This window comes from Arthrobacter sp. efr-133-TYG-118 (assembly GCF_030209755.1).
GTDB lineage: Bacteria > Actinomycetota > Actinomycetes > Actinomycetales > Micrococcaceae > Arthrobacter.
The window spans coordinates 73341-89634 of sequence record NZ_JARVRH010000035.1 but is presented as its reverse complement, the minus strand read 5'-3'; the positions used below and the strand labels follow the sequence as shown (position 1 = coordinate 89634).

General features: G+C 62.2%; 17 protein-coding genes and 1 pseudogene. 15 read left to right on the top strand and 3 right to left on the bottom strand.

All coding sequences use genetic code 11. The annotated features are described in order from the left end of the window. Positions 1 to 90: 90 nt before the first annotated feature. The 13 genes and pseudogenes from QRN59_RS22730 (at position 91) to QRN59_RS22670 (ending at position 12338) form a co-directional block, all read left to right on the top strand. The gene (locus QRN59_RS22730) at positions 91 to 579 is read left to right on the top strand and encodes a Cg1360 family ATP-synthase-associated protein (protein ID WP_284984689.1); all 489 of its coding nucleotides are present in this window, start codon (positions 91 to 93) and stop codon (positions 577 to 579) included. 61 nt (positions 580 to 640) lie between these two features. After that, positions 641 to 904, top strand: a pseudogene (locus QRN59_RS22725) (hypothetical protein); the annotation flags it as partial. 81 nt (positions 905 to 985) lie between these two features. Beyond that, the gene (gene atpB, locus QRN59_RS22720; RefSeq protein ID WP_236811724.1) at positions 986 to 1786 is read left to right on the top strand and encodes a F0F1 ATP synthase subunit A; all 801 of its coding nucleotides are present in this window, start codon (positions 986 to 988) and stop codon (positions 1784 to 1786) included. Positions 1787 to 1868: 82 nt separating this feature from the next. Then, positions 1869 to 2087: an ATP synthase F0 subunit C gene (gene atpE / locus QRN59_RS22715; protein WP_028264751.1), complete on the top strand. Its 219-nt coding sequence runs from the start codon at positions 1869 to 1871 to the stop codon at positions 2085 to 2087. A gap of 54 nt (positions 2088 to 2141) precedes the next feature. After that, positions 2142 to 2702, top strand: coding sequence for a F0F1 ATP synthase subunit B (locus QRN59_RS22710; protein ID WP_284984687.1), 561 nt, complete (start codon positions 2142 to 2144; stop codon positions 2700 to 2702). Next, complete coding sequence (locus tag QRN59_RS22705) at positions 2702 to 3529, top strand: F0F1 ATP synthase subunit delta (protein ID WP_284984686.1); 828 nt, start codon at positions 2702 to 2704, stop codon at positions 3527 to 3529. Before QRN59_RS22710 ends, QRN59_RS22705 begins: the two co-directional genes overlap by 1 nt. A gap of 83 nt (positions 3530 to 3612) precedes the next feature. Next, positions 3613 to 5250, top strand: a complete 1638-nt coding sequence (atpA, locus tag QRN59_RS22700; protein WP_078108478.1) for a F0F1 ATP synthase subunit alpha — start codon at positions 3613 to 3615, stop codon at positions 5248 to 5250. A 93-nt stretch (positions 5251 to 5343) separates the two neighbouring features. Then, entirely contained in the window at positions 5344 to 6231 is an 888-nt protein-coding gene (locus QRN59_RS22695; protein ID WP_284751221.1) for a F0F1 ATP synthase subunit gamma, read from the top strand. 86 nt (positions 6232 to 6317) lie between these two features. Further along, positions 6318 to 7772, top strand: coding sequence for a F0F1 ATP synthase subunit beta (atpD, locus tag QRN59_RS22690; protein WP_284984685.1), 1455 nt, complete (start codon positions 6318 to 6320; stop codon positions 7770 to 7772). Position 7773: 1 nt separating this feature from the next. Continuing rightward, positions 7774 to 8058, top strand: coding sequence for a F0F1 ATP synthase subunit epsilon (locus QRN59_RS22685; RefSeq protein WP_059387616.1), 285 nt, complete (start codon positions 7774 to 7776; stop codon positions 8056 to 8058). 10 nt (positions 8059 to 8068) lie between these two features. Beyond that, a complete protein-coding gene (locus QRN59_RS22680; RefSeq protein WP_284984684.1) occupies positions 8069 to 8500 on the top strand; it encodes a DUF2550 domain-containing protein in 432 nt (143 codons plus the stop codon). Between the two features lie 5 nt (positions 8501 to 8505). Next, positions 8506 to 9777, top strand: a complete 1272-nt coding sequence (locus QRN59_RS22675; RefSeq protein ID WP_284984683.1) for an alpha/beta hydrolase — start codon at positions 8506 to 8508, stop codon at positions 9775 to 9777. A gap of 68 nt (positions 9778 to 9845) precedes the next feature. Then, the gene (locus tag QRN59_RS22670) at positions 9846 to 12338 is read left to right on the top strand and encodes a bifunctional lysylphosphatidylglycerol flippase/synthetase MprF (protein WP_284984718.1); all 2493 of its coding nucleotides are present in this window, start codon (positions 9846 to 9848) and stop codon (positions 12336 to 12338) included. Positions 12339 to 12411: 73 nt separating this feature from the next. On the opposite strand, the gene QRN59_RS22665 is transcribed toward QRN59_RS22670, so the two are convergent. From QRN59_RS22665 to nucS, 3 genes are all read right to left on the bottom strand, one after another. Then, positions 12412 to 12615: a cold-shock protein gene (locus tag QRN59_RS22665; protein WP_028264741.1), complete on the bottom strand. Its 204-nt coding sequence runs from the start codon at positions 12613 to 12615 to the stop codon at positions 12412 to 12414. Between the two features lie 303 nt (positions 12616 to 12918). Next, complete coding sequence (gene nagA, locus QRN59_RS22660) at positions 12919 to 14166, bottom strand: N-acetylglucosamine-6-phosphate deacetylase (protein WP_284984682.1); 1248 nt, start codon at positions 14164 to 14166, stop codon at positions 12919 to 12921. A 64-nt stretch (positions 14167 to 14230) separates the two neighbouring features. After that, complete coding sequence (gene nucS / locus QRN59_RS22655; RefSeq protein WP_284984681.1) at positions 14231 to 14926, bottom strand: endonuclease NucS; 696 nt, start codon at positions 14924 to 14926, stop codon at positions 14231 to 14233. Positions 14927 to 14995: 69 nt separating this feature from the next. Between nucS and QRN59_RS22650 the strand changes: the two genes are divergently transcribed. Continuing rightward, positions 14996 to 15328, top strand: coding sequence for an Rv1322 family protein (locus QRN59_RS22650; RefSeq protein ID WP_284751215.1), 333 nt, complete (start codon positions 14996 to 14998; stop codon positions 15326 to 15328). A gap of 150 nt (positions 15329 to 15478) precedes the next feature. Continuing rightward, complete coding sequence (locus QRN59_RS22645) at positions 15479 to 16273, top strand: alpha/beta hydrolase (protein WP_284984680.1); 795 nt, start codon at positions 15479 to 15481, stop codon at positions 16271 to 16273. Positions 16274 to 16294 lie beyond the last annotated feature (21 nt).

Here is a 16294-nt window from a genome sequence, read left to right as displayed (position 1 = left end):
CTCATGTAGAATTCTAGGGCGGACAGTCACTCGCCCGCGCACCCACCCTTTTGAGACTTTGGCATATTTGCCACGACGATTGGCATCCCCATGACCTCCAACGCCGGCGGACAGCAGTCCGACTCGAGCGGCGTTGCTGCCCCACGCTCCGCGTCTTCGCTGTGGCTGCGGCTCCTTTTCCTCAGCTCGACGACGGCGGTGGCGGCTCTCGCGGCAACGTCGGCTGTTGCGGCGGTCATGAACGGTGGCGTAGGAGTGCTTTCTGCCGCATTCGGCGGCGCGCTGGTGATGGTCTTTTTTGCCATCAGCCTCCTGATCGGCCATTTTGTCGGCCGGGATAATCCCTCGGGCGCCGTCGGCCTTTTTGTTGCCAGCTACTTTGTCAAAGTCGTCGGCTTCGCGGTGGTGCTGTTCGTCGTGGGAGCCCCCGCATGGTTGCACGGACGCTGGTTCGTGATTGGCGCCGTCGTCGCGGTTGTCTCGTGGCAAGCCGCCGAAATCTACGGCTTCAGCAAGGCCCGGCTCCAGATCTACAACGACCCCGCAGCAGGCAAGGGGGGCGACGATGTCCACTCCTAGGAACAAGCGACGCTCCACCACACCCAATGCCGCAAAACCCGGCGATTTCACTGAGCAAGCGGGCGACGGAAGCGACGGCGGATACAACGCCGGCATTGCCGTCTTCAGCTACATTGTTGGCGGAATCATAGTCTGGAGTTTGATAGGCTGGGGTCTGGATAATCTGTGGGGGACTCGCTGGATTGTGCTCCTTGGCGCTCTGCTTGGAGCCGCAGGAGGGTTCTATCTTTCCCATATGCACGGCCTCACAAGTCATCGCTCGTCTTCCGGTGGAAGCAAAGCAGACAGTGGTCCGTCCCCGGACGGGAACAGTAATGCCAAATAATTTCACACGGGAAATGGCTGCAAGAAACGCGGCCGGATCCTCAACAACGCCCAATGATGGACACTGCAGAGAGGAAACGCGTTGATCGCGCTTGCGCTCCCGGCCCAGGATTCAGGGACCTTCACTCCTCCCGGAATCGACCAAATGCACCTGCCGGCTATCCTGCCGTGGGGTGCGAGCGATGGCTTCTCCAAGCAGATGTTGCTGGTGATCCTGTCGGTCGTCCTTATCGCTACATTCTTCATCCTCGCTGCGCGCAAGCAGCAGCTCGTTCCCGGCAAGCTGCAGTTCGCGGGCGAGATGGCCTACGGCTTCGTCCGCAACAGCATCGCCAAGGACATTATCGGCGGACGCGACTTCATGAAGTTCGTGCCCCTCCTGTTCTCCCTGTTCTTCTTCATCCTGGTGAACAACATCTACGGCGCCATTCCCGTGATCCAGCTTCCGAGCTTCTCGCACGTCGGCGGGGCTTATGTGCTGGCCGCAGTCGTGTACGTCACCTGGATCGGGATCGGCATCAAGAAGAACGGCCTGAAGTACTTCAAGCTGGCCACGGTTCCTTCCGGTGTTCCCTGGTACATCCTGCCGATCGTCGTGCCGATCGAAATCATCTCCAACTTCATGGTCCGTCCGGTCACCCACAGCCTCCGTCTCTTCGCGACCATGATGGCAGGGCACCTCATCGTGATGATCGCCGGCTCCGGCATTGAATTCCTCGTCATGCAGGAAAACGTCCTTCTCAAGGGCGCGTCCGTGCTAGTGCTCGTTGGCGCCGTCGCCATGTACATGCTCGAAGCCCTGATCATGGTGCTGCAGGCGTATGTCTTCACTCTTCTGACTGCGATCTACATCGAAGGCGCGCTCCACGCCGACAGCCACTAGGCACAACCCCTCAATCTTCCCCCTCGGGGGTTGAAGCAAACCAAACAACCTGCCGCGACTGCGGCATCTTGAAAGGAAAACAATGAACGGCGATATCAACGGCTCCCTTAACCTCATTGGCTACGGTCTCTCCGCAATCGGCGGTGGTATCGGTGTGGGTCTCGTATTTGCTGCTTACATCAACGGTGTTGCACGTCAGCCGGAAGCCCAGCGCGTGCTCCAGCCGATCGCGTTCCTTGGTCTGGCTCTGACCGAAGCCCTCGCCATCCTCGGCCTGGTCTTCGCTTTCGTTCTCAAGTAAACCGCTAAGAACCAAGCGAACATTCAGAACCGAGTAGATAAGGACGGGTGAAACATGAATCAGCAGATCATCTCAGCCGCCGCTCAAGGCGCCGCCGAGTCGGCTAATCCGCTCGTTCCCAACCCCTGGGAAATGGGCGTCGTCCTCGCTGGCTTTGCGGTCCTCTTTTACATCGTGGTCAAGTTTGTTGTCCCGATGTTCGAGAAGACTTTTGCCGAGCGCGCAGAGGCGATTGAGGGCGGCATTGCCAAGGCTGAAAAGGCCCAGGCTGAAGCTTCTGCAGCTCTCGAAGAGTACAAGCAGCAGCTCCACGATGCCCGCGCCGAGGCCAACCGCATCCGCGAAGAAGCTCGAGCCGAAGGTGCCCAGATCCTCGCGGAGCTGAAGACCAAGGCAGCCGCCGAGTCGGCCCGCATCACCGAGCAGGCGTTCGCCCAGATCGAATCGGAGCGCCAGGCAGCTGTTGTCTCGCTGCGTTCCGAGGTGGGCACCCTGGCCACGACTTTGGCAGAGCGCATCGTTGGCGAATCGCTCAGCGATGACGAGCGTGCCGCCCGTGTGGTGGACCGCTTCCTCGCAGATCTGGAGACCCAGAGCGCAGGTGCAGCTAAGTAATGGCAGGTGTATCGAGCGAATCGCTGACCACGGCGCTGGAGCAGTTGGAAGCCACGCTTCCGACGGCCTCGCTGCAGTTGGCTAAGGACCTCTTCGGAATCCTGGGAACGGTGGACAGCTCGGCTGGCTTGCGCCGCGCCCTGACTGACCCCTCCCGCAGCGGAGAAGAAAAGTCGGCGCTGGTCAAGCAGCTGGTTGGCGGGAAAGTCTCCGCTGATGCTGCGGAAATCGCGAGTGGATTGGCCAGCTTGCGCTGGGCATCGGCACGCGATATCGGCGATGCACTCGAGACTCTTGCCGCCACGGTGGTCATCGCCGTGGCTGAAAACAAGTCGGCCGTTTCTGCCTCCGGAATCACGGGGCTGGAAGAGCTGGAAAACGATCTGTTTGCTTTCAACCAGACCGTTGCTTCCAGCCACGAGGTACAACGTGCTCTGGGAGAGTCGCAGGCAAGTGCTGCGGCCAAGATCAGCCTGGCGGAGAAGCTGCTTCCTGGTGGAAGCCCGGAAGCCCAGCTCCTCATCGGCCAGGCCGTGTCACAGCCGCGCGGCGTCAAGCCGAGCAAGCTCATCGACAATTTCGCCAAGCTTGCAGCCAAGCGCCAGCAGCGCTGGATCGCAACTGTCCGCGTTACCCGTCCGTTGACGGATGCGCAGGCCAGCCGTCTGCAGGCCGGGCTTGATGCCCTCTACGGCCGCGAGTTGAAGGTCAACGTCAGCGTTGATCCGACTTTGATCGGTGGAATCCGGGTCCAGGTGGCGGACGAAGTGCTTGATGCTTCCGTCGTAGCCCGCCTGTCCGAGCTCCGCCGGCAACTCGCTGGCTAGCCAGACAAGCACAACTTAACTGATACAAACACCGGTCATCGTGAGCAACGATGATCACGAAAACAGGAGAGCAGGGACTGCAGATGGCCGAATTGACCATCAACGCCGACGACGTCCGTAATGCGTTGAACGAGTTCGCGGCGTCCTACGAACCCGGAAACGCAGAGCGCGTAGAGGTCGGCCGCGTGACCGCCGCAAGTGACGGCATCGCCCGTGTTGAGGGCCTTCCCTCGGTCATGGCGAACGAGCTGCTTCGCTTCGAAGACGGCACCCTGGGCTTGGCCCAGAACCTCGACGTCCGCGAAATCGGCGTCATCATCCTCGGTGACTTCACCGGTATCGAAGAAGGCCAGGAAGTCCACCGCACCGGTGAAATCCTGTCCGTCCCGGTTGGCGACGCCTTCCTGGGCCGCGTAGTTGACCCGCTGGGCCAGCCCATCGATGACCTCGGCGAGATCAAGGCCGAGACTACCCGTGCACTGGAACTCCAGGCTCCGGGCGTGACCCAGCGTAAGTCGGTCCACGAGCCCATGCAGACCGGTCTCAAGGCTATCGACGCCATGATTCCGATCGGGCGTGGCCAGCGCCAGCTGATCATCGGTGACCGCCAGACCGGCAAGACTGCCATCGCCGTGGACACCATCATCAACCAGAAGGCCAACTGGGCTTCGGGCGATGTCACCAAGCAGGTGCGCTGTGTTTACGTCGGTGTGGGCCAGAAGGCTTCCACCATTGCCGCTGTCCGCCAGACCCTGGAAGACCACGGCGCGCTGGAATACACCACCATCGTGGCTTCCCCGGCATCCGACCCCGCCGGCTTCAAGTACTTGGCTCCGTACGCCGGCTCGGCCATCGGCCAGCACTGGATGTACGGCGGCAAGCACGTACTGGTGATCTTCGATGACCTGTCGAAGCAGGCCGAAGCCTACCGTGCAGTGTCGCTGCTGCTCCGCCGCCCGCCGGGACGCGAAGCGTACCCGGGTGACGTGTTCTACTTGCACTCCCGTCTGCTGGAGCGTTGTGCCAAGCTCTCCGACGAGCTCGGCGCAGGCTCGATGACCGGCCTTCCGATCGTCGAAACCAAGGCGAACGACGTCTCGGCCTACATCCCGACCAACGTTATCTCCATCACCGACGGCCAGATCTTCCTTCAGTCGGACCTCTTCAACGCCAACCAGCGCCCCGCCGTTGACGTCGGCGTGTCCGTGTCCCGTGTTGGTGGTGCGGCACAGGTCAAGTCCATGAAGAAGGTCTCCGGTACCTTGAAGCTGGACCTGGCGCAGTACCGCGACATGCAGGCGTTCGCGATGTTCGCGTCCGACCTCGACGCGGCTTCACGCCAGCAGCTGACCCGTGGCGCCCGCCTGATGGAACTGCTCAAGCAGGGCCAGTACTCGCCGTTCCCGGTCGAGGACCAGGTTGTATCCATCTGGGCCGGTACGAAGGGCTACCTGGACGATGTTCCGGTTGAGGATGTCAGCCGTTTCGAGTCCGAGTTCCTGGAGCACCTCAAGCACAAGTCCTCCATCCTGACCACGCTGGCGCAGACCAACGTCCTGGACGACGACACCGCTGAAGCGCTGAAGTCCTCGATCATCGACTTCAAGAAGGGCTTCTTCGGAGAAGGCGACAACCGCTTGGTTGGTGCCGGCCACGAAGAGCACGAAGCGATTTCCGGTGGCGAAGTCGACCAGGAAAAGATCGTCAAGCAGAAGCGCTAGAGCATTGGTTCCCGGGCCTGCGGAATCCGCAGGCCCGGGACCTTCGCCAAAGCCTTAGCCGCTGATCCATCGGGATCTTAGGAAAGGAAATGTATGGGAGCCCAGATCCGGGTCTACCGCCAGAAGATCAGCTCGACGACGTCGATGCGCAAGATCTTCAAGGCGATGGAACTGATCGCTACCTCGCGCATCGGTAAGGCCCGCGCCCGCGTTGCAGCTTCGACGCCCTACGCAAACGCGATTACCCGTGCTGTTTCTGCTGTCGCAAGCCAGAGCGAAATCGATCACCCGCTAGTCACCGAGCCGGAGCAGATCCGCCGTGCCGCAGTCCTGGTTATCACCTCGGACCGTGGCCTGGCTGGTTCTTACTCGGCAAGCGTGCTCAAGAAGGCCGAAGGTCTTAACGAGCTTCTCCGGGCAGAGGGCAAGGAAGTCAAGACCTACCTGGTTGGCCGCAAGGCCCAGGCGTACTTCGACTTCCGCAGCCGTCCGTACTCCCGCGTGTGGACCGGCGGAACGGACGCACCGGAATTCGAGACTGCCAAGGAAGTCGGCGCCGCTCTTCTCGAAGAGTTCGCCAACGACTTCGCTGAGGGTGGCGTGGATGAAATCCATGTCGTTTACACCCGCTTCAAGTCGATGGTGACGCAGGAGCCCACGGTTGTCCGTCTGCTTCCGCTCGAAGTTGAAGAGCAGGCCGTCACTGAGTCCGAGCTTTTGCCGCTGTACGAGTTCGAACCGGAATCGGAGCAGGTGCTTGACGCACTGCTCCCGCGTTACATCGAGTCCCGCATCTTCGCGGCAATGCTCCAGGCAGCAGCTTCCGAGCTCGCCGCCCGCCAGCGCGCCATGAAGTCGGCAGGCGACAACGCGACCGAACTGATCAAGAAGTACACGCGTCTGCGCAACACGGCCCGCCAGGCTGAGATCACGCAGGAGCTTTCCGAAATCGTCGCCGGCGCCGACGCCCTGAGCGCGTAGTTGCCGGTGCATGGTTCGGCGCAAGCTACACCTGCACCAAATAGATAAACTTAACCCCACGCCATCTACTGAGTGAAGTGAGAGAGATGACTGCCACCGCTACCGAGCACGCAGCTGCAACGGCCGGCGCCACCGGCCGCATTGCCCGTGTCATCGGCCCGGTTGTCGACGTCGAATTCCCGGCTGACGCAATCCCGTCGATCTACCATGCGCTTACCACTGAGGTAACCCTCAACGGTGAGACCAAGACCATCACGTTCGAGACCTCCCAGCACCTGGGTGACAACCTCGTTCGTGCCATCTCCCTGCAGGCCACCGACGGACTCGTCCGCGGTACCTCGGTGCAGGACACCGGCGCCCCGATCTCCGTGCCCGTTGGCGACGGCGTCAAGGGACACATCTTCAACGTCCTCGGCAAGCCGCTGGATGTTGACGAGTCCGAGATCAATGCGGACGCTTACTGGCCGATCCACCGCAAGGCTCCGGCCTTCGCATCCCTCGAGGGCTCCACGGAGATGCTCGAGACCGGCATCAAGGTCATCGACCTTCTCACCCCGTACATCAAGGGTGGAAAGATCGGTCTGTTCGGTGGTGCCGGTGTCGGCAAGACCGTTCTGATCCAGGAAATGATCACCCGTGTCGCCCGTAACTTCGGTGGTACTTCGGTATTCGCCGGTGTTGGCGAGCGTACTCGTGAAGGCAACGACCTCTGGGTTGAAATGGAAGAGGCAGGTGTCCTCAAGGACACCGCCCTTGTATTCGGCCAGATGGACGAACCGCCGGGAACGCGTCTGCGCGTGGCACTGTCCGCTCTTACCATGGCGGAGTACTTCCGCGATGTGCAGAACCAGGACGTGCTGCTCTTCATCGACAACATCTTCCGCTTCACCCAGGCCGGTTCCGAGGTCTCCACCCTGCTCGGCCGCATGCCGTCCGCTGTTGGTTACCAGCCGAACCTCGCCGACGAGATGGGCCTCCTGCAGGAGCGCATCACCTCGACCAAGGGCCACTCGATCACGTCGATGCAGGCCATCTACGTGCCTGCTGATGACTACACCGACCCGGCTCCGGCAACGACCTTCGCACACCTCGACGCGACCACGGAACTTTCCCGTGAAATCGCCTCCCGTGGTCTGTACCCGGCCGTTGACCCGCTGACGTCGACGTCCCGCATCCTGGACCCGCAGTACATCGGCAAGGACCACTACAACACGGCCGTCCGTGTGAAGCAGATCCTGCAGAAGAACAAGGAACTCCAGGACATCATCGCCATCCTCGGCGTTGACGAACTGTCCGAAGAAGACAAGATCGTCGTGTCGCGCGCACGCCGCATCCAGCAGTTCCTGTCCCAGAACACCTACACCGCCAAGCAGTTCACCGGCGTCGAAGGCTCCACCGTGTCCATCAAGGACACCGTGGAAGGCTTCACGGCGATCTGCGACGGCGAGCTGGACCACATCGCAGAGCAGGCGTTCTTCAACGTCGGCGGCCTGGATGACGTCGAGCGCCAGTGGGCCAAGATCCAGGAACAGACCAAGTAGTATGGCTGAGCTCGAGGTTGAGATTGTCGCAGCGGACCACTTCGTGTGGTCCGGTGCGGCCAAGATGGTCAAGGCCCGCACCAGCGATGGTGAAATCGGGATCCTGCCGGGCCACTCGCCGCTCCTCGCCATTCTGGCCGCGGGCGAGCTGGCCATCGAGCCGGTTACCGGAGACCGCCTTGCAGTAGTTGTGGACGGCGGGTTCTTCTCCGTCGACAACAACCGCGTGGTGATCGTCGCTGACAACGCCCAGTTGGGCGATTCAGCTACTGCGGGGATCCGATAGCAAGACCTTGATGGACGATTCTGCTATTCCGTTCATCGCCTTGGCAACGGCGTTTGCGTTGCTGATCTTTACACTGTGCCTCGTCGGGGTGCGCCGCTTCAATTTGCGGCGCGCCCTGGGCACGGTCGACGCCTCCATTTGCACGGCTGGAAACAGCTGGCGGATGGGGGTTTGTCGTTATCAGGACTCGGAGCTTGAGTGGTTCCGCCTGCTCTCCCTCAGCTTCCGTCCAAAACACAGCTTCCGCCGCAGCTCCTTGGAGCTCTTGGGTCGCCGGAAGCCAACGGAGGAAGAACTGACGAGGCTTCAGCCCGACGTCGTGGTAGTCGAACTCCAGCATGAAGGCCAGTCGTTCATGCTGGCTATGAGATTTGATGCCTACGCGGGGTTGTCGTCCTGGCTGGAGGCCGGCCCTGTGGTGGGCGTCGGCACCTGGCGCTGAGGACAGTGGAATTCCTGTACAACCTGAGCCTTGTTGATGGTCCGTTCTATTGGACCATCCTTGGCGCTGGAATTGCCGGGAGCGCATTCCTCCTCCTGCGACGAGACCGGCGCTGGTTGGTTTCCATACTTGTTTCGCTTGCCGTGGCGAGTGGAGTTGTCTCGGTCATCCATTGGCTGCTCGTCAATGTCCTGTCCGTGTTCCCGGAGGATCTCCCCTTCGAGGTCCTCGTTTGGTCGACGGTTGCCTTCTCCGCGTTGGCCCTTTTCTTTTTTCGGCTCCCTGGCTCCTCGTGGCTCGGCAGGAGCGCCGCAGGGGTCTCCTTGGGCGCCGTGCTGCTCCTCTCCGCTCTTCAGATCAACAGCTACTTCGGGCTCAACCACACGGTGGCCGATCTTTTCGGCCACAATGTGGGGCGGATCCCGCAGCTCGAGGAGGGGTTCAAAAGGGGTTCCTCCCGGACCCTGCCGGTGTCACTGCCTGATGGGGGAATAGTCCGCAGGGCATCGATTCCCGGAATCGAATCGGGTTTCAAGGCCCAGGACGCTTTCATTTACCTGCCACCGGCCTACCAATCCGCTGATCGTAGCCGACTACCCGTGCTGGTCCTGTTTGCCGGCCAGCCCGGACGTCCCGCCGATTGGCTGACCGGCGGCCTGCTTGAACCGGCTATGAATACCTTCGCTGCCCGGCACGGAGGCGTGGCGCCCGTCGTCGTGGTGGTCGATCCAAACGGGTCCGATACCGCAAACACCATGTGCATGGACAGCCGGATCGCGCGTGCCGACACCTACCTCGCGATCGATGTTCCGCGCTGGATCAACTCGACGCTCGAGGTTTCCGCCGACCCAAGGAAGTGGACGGTCGGCGGGTTCTCCTTCGGGGCAACCTGTGCCGTGCAGATGACCACGCTGCATCCCGAAATCTACCCTTCCTTCATCGCGTTCTCGGGAGAGCGGGAGCCTTCACTTGGTCCCGATCGCCAGCGGACCATCCAGGCCGCATTTGGCGGGGACTCTGCGGCCTTCGACGCCTTGGCGCCGTTGAACCTGATGAAACAGCGAAGCTACGACGGCCATGCGGGCTTCTTCGCCGTCGGCGCCGCAGACGGCGAATTCGTCCGCTACGCCACCGAATTGGCGGGAGCCGCCCGCACTTCCGGCTTCGATATCAGGCATGCTTCAGTTTCCGGAGCCGGCCATTCGTGGGCTGTGGCCGTGCAAGAGCTTCCTTCTGCAATGGAATTCCTGGCCCCTCGGTGGGGACTCGTCCCGTGAGTACCCAGGAAGCCCAATTGTCCAAGGACCAGGCGGCTGACTCCGAAAATGCCAAGCCCGCCCGGAAGATGGTGGCAACCCTTGCCCAGGCCATCCTCGGCAACGTGGCTGCCCATATTGGCGCCATCCCCTTCACGGTGTTTGTGCTCGCGCTGTACCTTCTCACTCCGGCGATCTTCGACTCCGATCTCGGGTACGGCACTGACGTGTTGCGGCATCTTTCGGGCGTGAGCGGTGGAGGATTGAAGTCGGGGGACTGGTGGTCCATCTGGACCTCGATGTTTTTTGCCGCCAACCCCTTCGACTACGTCACGACCTCGTTGTTGTTGGTCGTGTTGTTGGGTTCTTCAGAGCGCAAGCTGGGGTGGTTCCGCACAGCGGCGGGGTTCTTTGGCGGGCAGTTTGCCACGGTCACCGCCTTCTTGGTGGTGGTCCAGTTGGCAGCCTACGCCGACGACGGCTGGCTGGGACGGATGATGGACGCCAGGACCTCCGGGCCCCTTCCCGCGACCCTCTTCGTCTCGATGGCGGCCAGTGGCCTTCTACCGACTCTGTGGCGTCGGCGCCTCAGGGCGACTGTTGTGTCTCTGGCGCTTCTCTTGGTCCTGTACGTTGGCGACCCCTCGGCTGTCATGGCCCTGACGGGTGCCGTGCTCGGACTGGGGACCGGTCTGTGGCTCCAGCTCGACCACGGCATTCAACCGAGCCACCGGGCGACCAGGCGCGAAACGCGAAACCTGCTGTCGCTCATGGTGGCGATTTTCGGCGTCGGGCCCTTAGTGGCTGGCGCGGTGCGAAGCCCCGCGGGGCCTCTGGCGTTGCTCAGCGAGATGGTCCTGAACCCTGTTCCGACGCTCAACCAATTGCAGGCGAACTGCGGTGGAACCGTGGACATCAGCTGCCTTGAACTCGGACGCCAGGGCTATCCCGGGCCCGCCGGCGTCGCCCTCGCGGTGGTACCCGCGTTGCTCCTGTTGATCTGTGCGGTGGGCATGCGCCAGGGAAGGCGCTTGGCGCTGAAAATCGCTATCGGGGTGCAACTCGGCGTGGTGGCGCTGTCCTTCGCCTACCTGGTGCTGTTCGCCAGCATTCCGCATTTTCCAGGACGGGCCCGTACCGTCGTCATGGGCTCAGCGGTGTTCCACATTCTGACCCTCGCCCTGGTTCCACTTATCCTGGCGGTTCTGCTTTTCCTGTTCAGGGGCAACTTTGTGGTGGGCTCGAGGGCGCCGCTCCGCCGGAAGATGGCGTGGCTGGTTGGCGGTACGTGGCTCGTATTGGCGAGTGGCTACACCGGGGCCTGGCTCGGCTCGGGCGGTATGGCGCACGACGGCGGCATCCTGGGCCTCATTGCGGAACTCGCCCGACAGTATCTTCCCTTGCCCATACCCACGGCTTTCGGCCGCGTGTTCGCGGAGCGAAGCGCCGCCGAGTCGATATTGTTCGTGTGGTCGGGGATCATCTTCTGGCTCGTGGCCATGGCCGCGGTGTGGACGCTGCTTCTGAAACGGCAGCACGGCCCCGGCGGTGACGATCCGGCCCGATTGGCGGCCAGGGATTTAGTCAAGCGTGGCGGGGAGTCCCTTTCGTGGATGGCGTTATGGGAGCCGAACAAGTTCTGGTTCACTCCCGGAATGGACGCCGGAATTGCCTACCAGCAGCACGGAAACGTCGCACTGACCCTTGCCGGTCCGTTCGGTGATCCCGTGCGAGCAACTGCCGCGACCGAGGGATTCCTGGACTACTGCGCACACCACGCATTGGTGCCGTGCCTCTATTCCTGCACGGAGGAATTGTGGCCGATGCTGCAATCCACGGGATTTCGCCGAATTGCCGTCGCCCAGGAAACCCGGCTCTCCATCCGCGACCTTGAGTTCACGGGCAAAGCGTGGCAAAACGTCCGCACAGCCAAAAATCGTGCACTGAAGGCCGGGGTTGAAGCCCGGTGGGGGCGCTATTCGGAGTTCCCGCAACACATACGCTCCCAACTCGGCGAAGTGTCGGAAGAGTGGGCCGCCAGGAAAAAGGTGCCTGAAATGGGCTTTACCTTGGGTTCCCTCGACGAGCTGATGGACGATGAAGTGCTTTGCTGCATAGCCGTCGACGGCAAAGGGTTTGTCTATGGGGTGACCAGCTGGCTTCCGGTGTTTCGCGATGGCCAAGTGATCAGCTGGACATTGGACTTCATGCGCCGGCGTAGCGACGCCTTCCCCGGCCTCATGGAATTCATGATTGCCTCGGCAGTCCACGAGTTGCGGCAGGGAGTGGAAGTCATTTCCCTCTCGGGATCGCCTTTGGCCGGGGAGACCGGGGAATTCTCCAGCGGGGAAGCCGGCTTGGCGGGCATTCTCGACCTCGTTGGCAGGACCTTGGAGCCTGTTTACGGATTCCGCTCTTTGGCCCGCTTCAAATCGAGGTTCCAGCCGGAGTACAGGACTTTGTATATGTACTACCAAGACAGTCTGGAGATTCCCGCGATCGGCGCTGCCCTAAGCCGGGCATATTTGCCGGGTCTGTCTGTCCGGCAAACTGCGAGGCTTCTCCGCACACTCGTTGCCTGAAAGGTAAAAGGGGTTCCGCAACCTGTGCGGAACCCCTTCCTTGAACCTGCCAGGCAGAATTCAAACAATCAAACTAGACGGCGGTTACGCCGGTGGCCTGCGGGCCCTTTGCGCCCTGACCGATCTCGAACTGAACACGCTGGTTCTCGTCGAGGGTGCGGAATCCGCCGGTCTGGATCTCGGAGTAGTGGACAAAGACGTCGCCTTCTGCGTCGTCCGGGGTAATGAAGCCGAAGCCCTTTTCAGCGTTGAACCACTTGACGGTGCCCAGTGCCATTTTTGTTTCTCCTCATTGTGGAACTTTTAAGTCCGGCACACCGCGTGCCGGCCTTGGTTACTCCGCGAGAAGACCTGGTTTTCCGTCCAAGCAAGGCTTGGTTGGCTTAGCAGGAGCTTCACGCTCGCAACACGTCTTGCGAGCATGAATCACACCTACACAAAGACTGCTACAACACTTTCATGGCGGATACTGGAGGTCAACGGTCTGCAGGGGAATTCCGACAAATTTTAAGTAAAAAGAAGGTAACGGAAGAAAGCGCGCCCGCGACGGGATGCGTTATTGGGAGCCTGCCAATTCGGCCTACGCAAGCCAATCCCCATTGCGCAATACACCCGCGAGTTGGAGCTCCTTGTCCACGACGACGAGATCGGCCCGCAGGCCCCGGCGAAGGCCGCCAAGTTCATCGGAGAGCCCCAGGACTGCGGCGGGAACCGCCGTCGCCGATGCAACCGCGTCGGCGAGCCCGACGCCGGCCGCAACGGTGCGCCTGACGACGTCGAGCATGGTGGCAGTGCCGCCGGCGATGGATCCCGTGGCATCCAAGGTAGCGACGCCGTCCGTCACGGTCACCGGGGAGGGGCCCAGCATGTAGTTTCCGTCGGAGAGTCCCGCCGCCGCCATTGAATCGGTCACGAGGACAACGTTTGCGGCGCCTACGAGCTGAAAAACTGTTGCGACGGTGCTCGGGTCAAGGTGGGTGCCGTCCGCAATCAGTTCCACGACCGCCTTGCCCTCCTGGGCCGTGCGAAGGGAGGCGGCCACGGGACCGGGGGAGCGGTGGTGCATGGGAGGCATGCCATTGAACAAATGCGTCACAGTCGGCAAGGAGCTGACGCCGTCGAAACCAGCGGATTCCAAGCCCTCCCGCGCCGCAGTGAGCGAGGCGGCCGCCGTCGCGTCGTCGCAATCCGTGTGGCCGAGAGAGGGCGTTACTCCGTGGAACGTCATCAGGTCCACGAGTGCCGCGGCGCCGGGAAGCTCGGGGGCGTAGGTCATGGTGGCGAGCTTGCCGGCAGCGGCTTCAACCAGCTCGGTCATGAGGTCCAGGTCCGGCTCCAGCAGATAGGCGGGGTTCTGGGCGCCGCAGCGGGCATGGGAGAGGAAAGGCCCCTCCAAATGGATTCCCGCTACGAGTCCTTCATCGGCCAAGCGTACGAAAAGCTCGATGCCCCGGAGCAGGTCCTCCCGGGGCGCCGTGACCATGCTGGCGAGGAGGGTGGTGGTACCGGAGCGATGCAGGAAATCGATGGCTTTGCGAGCCGAGGATTCATCGGCTCCGGGAAAGTCGCCTCCGTTGCCGCCATGGCAGTGCACATCCACGAATCCGGGGACGATATACCGCTCAGCAGGGAAATCGGTCCGGGGAGTTTCCTCGAACCCTTCGAAGGCTGCTTCGTGGAATTCGGCGGCCGGACCGGCGAAGGCTATGCGGTCGTCCTCCACCGCGACCAGGCCATCTTCGATCACCGCACCGTCGCTGACGATGGTTCCGGTAATCAAGTGGCGCACAGGCGCAGAAGAAGATACAGGCCGGTCTGGGACAGTCATGCTTTGATTCTAGTTGCCGGGGTCCGCGCCTGACCCGGTTCACCCGGGATGACGGCCAGGACACCTAGAACAAGCGCGACTCGCTGTCGTCTACGCCGCGCATCGCGTCATAGTCCAGGGTGATGCAATCGATTCCGCGGTCGTTGGCAAGGACCTTCGCCTGCGGCTTGATCTGCTGGGCGGCGAAAATGCCCCGCACCGGGGCCAGCAGCGGATCTCGGTTGAGCAGTTCAAGGTAGCGGGTGAGCTGCTCGACGCCGTCGATGTCGCCGCGCCGCTTGAGTTCGACGGCGACTGTCCTGCCGTCGCCGTCCCGGGCGAGGATGTCCACCGGACCGATGGCAGTGAAGTACTCGCGCCGGATAAGAGAATAGCCGGCACCAAGGGTTTCGATCTGCTCGGCGAGCAGTCGCTGCAGATCGGCTTCAACGCCGTCCTTGATGAGCCCGGGGTCTGTTCCGAGGTCGTGGGACGTGTCGTGGAGTTGCTCGTAGATGTTGATGATGAGCCGGTCATCGGTCTTGGCCGACTGCACGGTCCACTGCTCCACCACCCCTTCTTCGACCTCGGTCTCCTCCGGCGTGGTCACCCGCAGGGTAGCGGGCGGGCTCATCCAGTTCAGCGGCTTGTAGGAGCCGCCGTCGGAGTGGACCAGCACGGAACCATCGGATTTGACGAGCAAAAGCCGCGTGGCAAGCGGGAGGTGGGCCTTGAGGCGGCCAACGTAATCTACGGAACAACGGGCTATGACGAGTCGCACCCGCTCCACTTTACTTCCTCTGCCGCTTCCCCTGCCGCGCGCAACTAGCGACTGGGGCAGAATGGAGTCATGCCCCGCTCCAACCGCCCCAGACGCACCGAATCAGCCAAGGCAAGCTGGAAACGGACAGGCGAGTCGCCGGAACTGGACCTGGAACGTGCCCGTTCGGGCATTGCCCGCAGGGAGAGCGCCCCCGACGGCGACTGGATGGTCCGGACCATGACCGCACGGAATGCGGAGAAGACCTATATATGTCCCGGTTGTTCGATGGCCATCATGCCCGGAATCGCCCACTTGGTGGTGTGGTCCGAGACGCACCTCTTCGGCGATGCCGCGGGTTTGGCGGAACGGCGCCACTGGCACAACAACTGCTGGACAGGCCGAACCTACAGGTACCGCTGAGCACTTGAGATGGCCCGCTGAATCTCCCCGCCTTTGGCCGGGGCGGCGCCTCGGAATACCTGGAAGGGCGGGGAGTCCGGACTGCGGTAGCGTCCAAAAGCGGGGGAACCACGACGGCGGCGCCGCCGCCGAGCACTTAAGCTTGGAAGCATGAGTTTCGATCCTGCTTCCCTCGTTTTCAGCCAGCCGGAGTCTGCCACGGACATCAGGGCATCGACGGTCTTGCCGGCGCACCGCGAAAACGTGGAGTTCCTGACCGACGACGGCAAGTTGCTTGTGGGTGAGTTGGCGCTGCCGGAGTCCGGCGAGATCTCGGCCACGCTTATTACGCTGCACCCTTTGCCTACGCACGGCGGATTCATGGATTCGCACGTCTACCGGAAGGCGTCCTATCGCCTTCCGGCGCTGGCCGGCGTCGCTGTTCTGCGCTTCAACACGCGGGGAACGCATTCGCCTCGGGGTACCAGCCAGGGGCATTTCGACGAAGGAATCGGTGAGCGGTATGACGTCGAGGCCGTTGTTCGCTTCGCGGTGGAACGCGGGCTTCCTCATCGCTGGCTGGTTGGCTGGTCCTTCGGCACCGAGCTGGCCTTGATGTACGGTGCCGTTGAGCCGGTGGCTTCCCAAGTGGAGGGCGCCATCCTGTTGTCTCCGCCGCTGCACCGGGCCACGGACGTGCACTTGAAGGAATGGGCTGCTTCAGGAAAGCCGCTGACAGTCCTGGTTCCGGAACACGACGACTATCTCCAGCCCGCTGAGGCCGCTGAACGATTCAGCTTGGTGCCGCAGGCCCGGGTCTTGGGGATCGACGGAGCCAAGCACCTGTGGGTCGGCGAGAAGTACGCGGCCCGGGTCCTGGACGAGATCGTGGACGACGTGACCGAAGCCGGTGCAGGGCCCGATGGCCTGCCGCGCCACTGGACAGGCCCAGTGGCGACGGCCTAATGGTGACGGCCTAATGGTGAC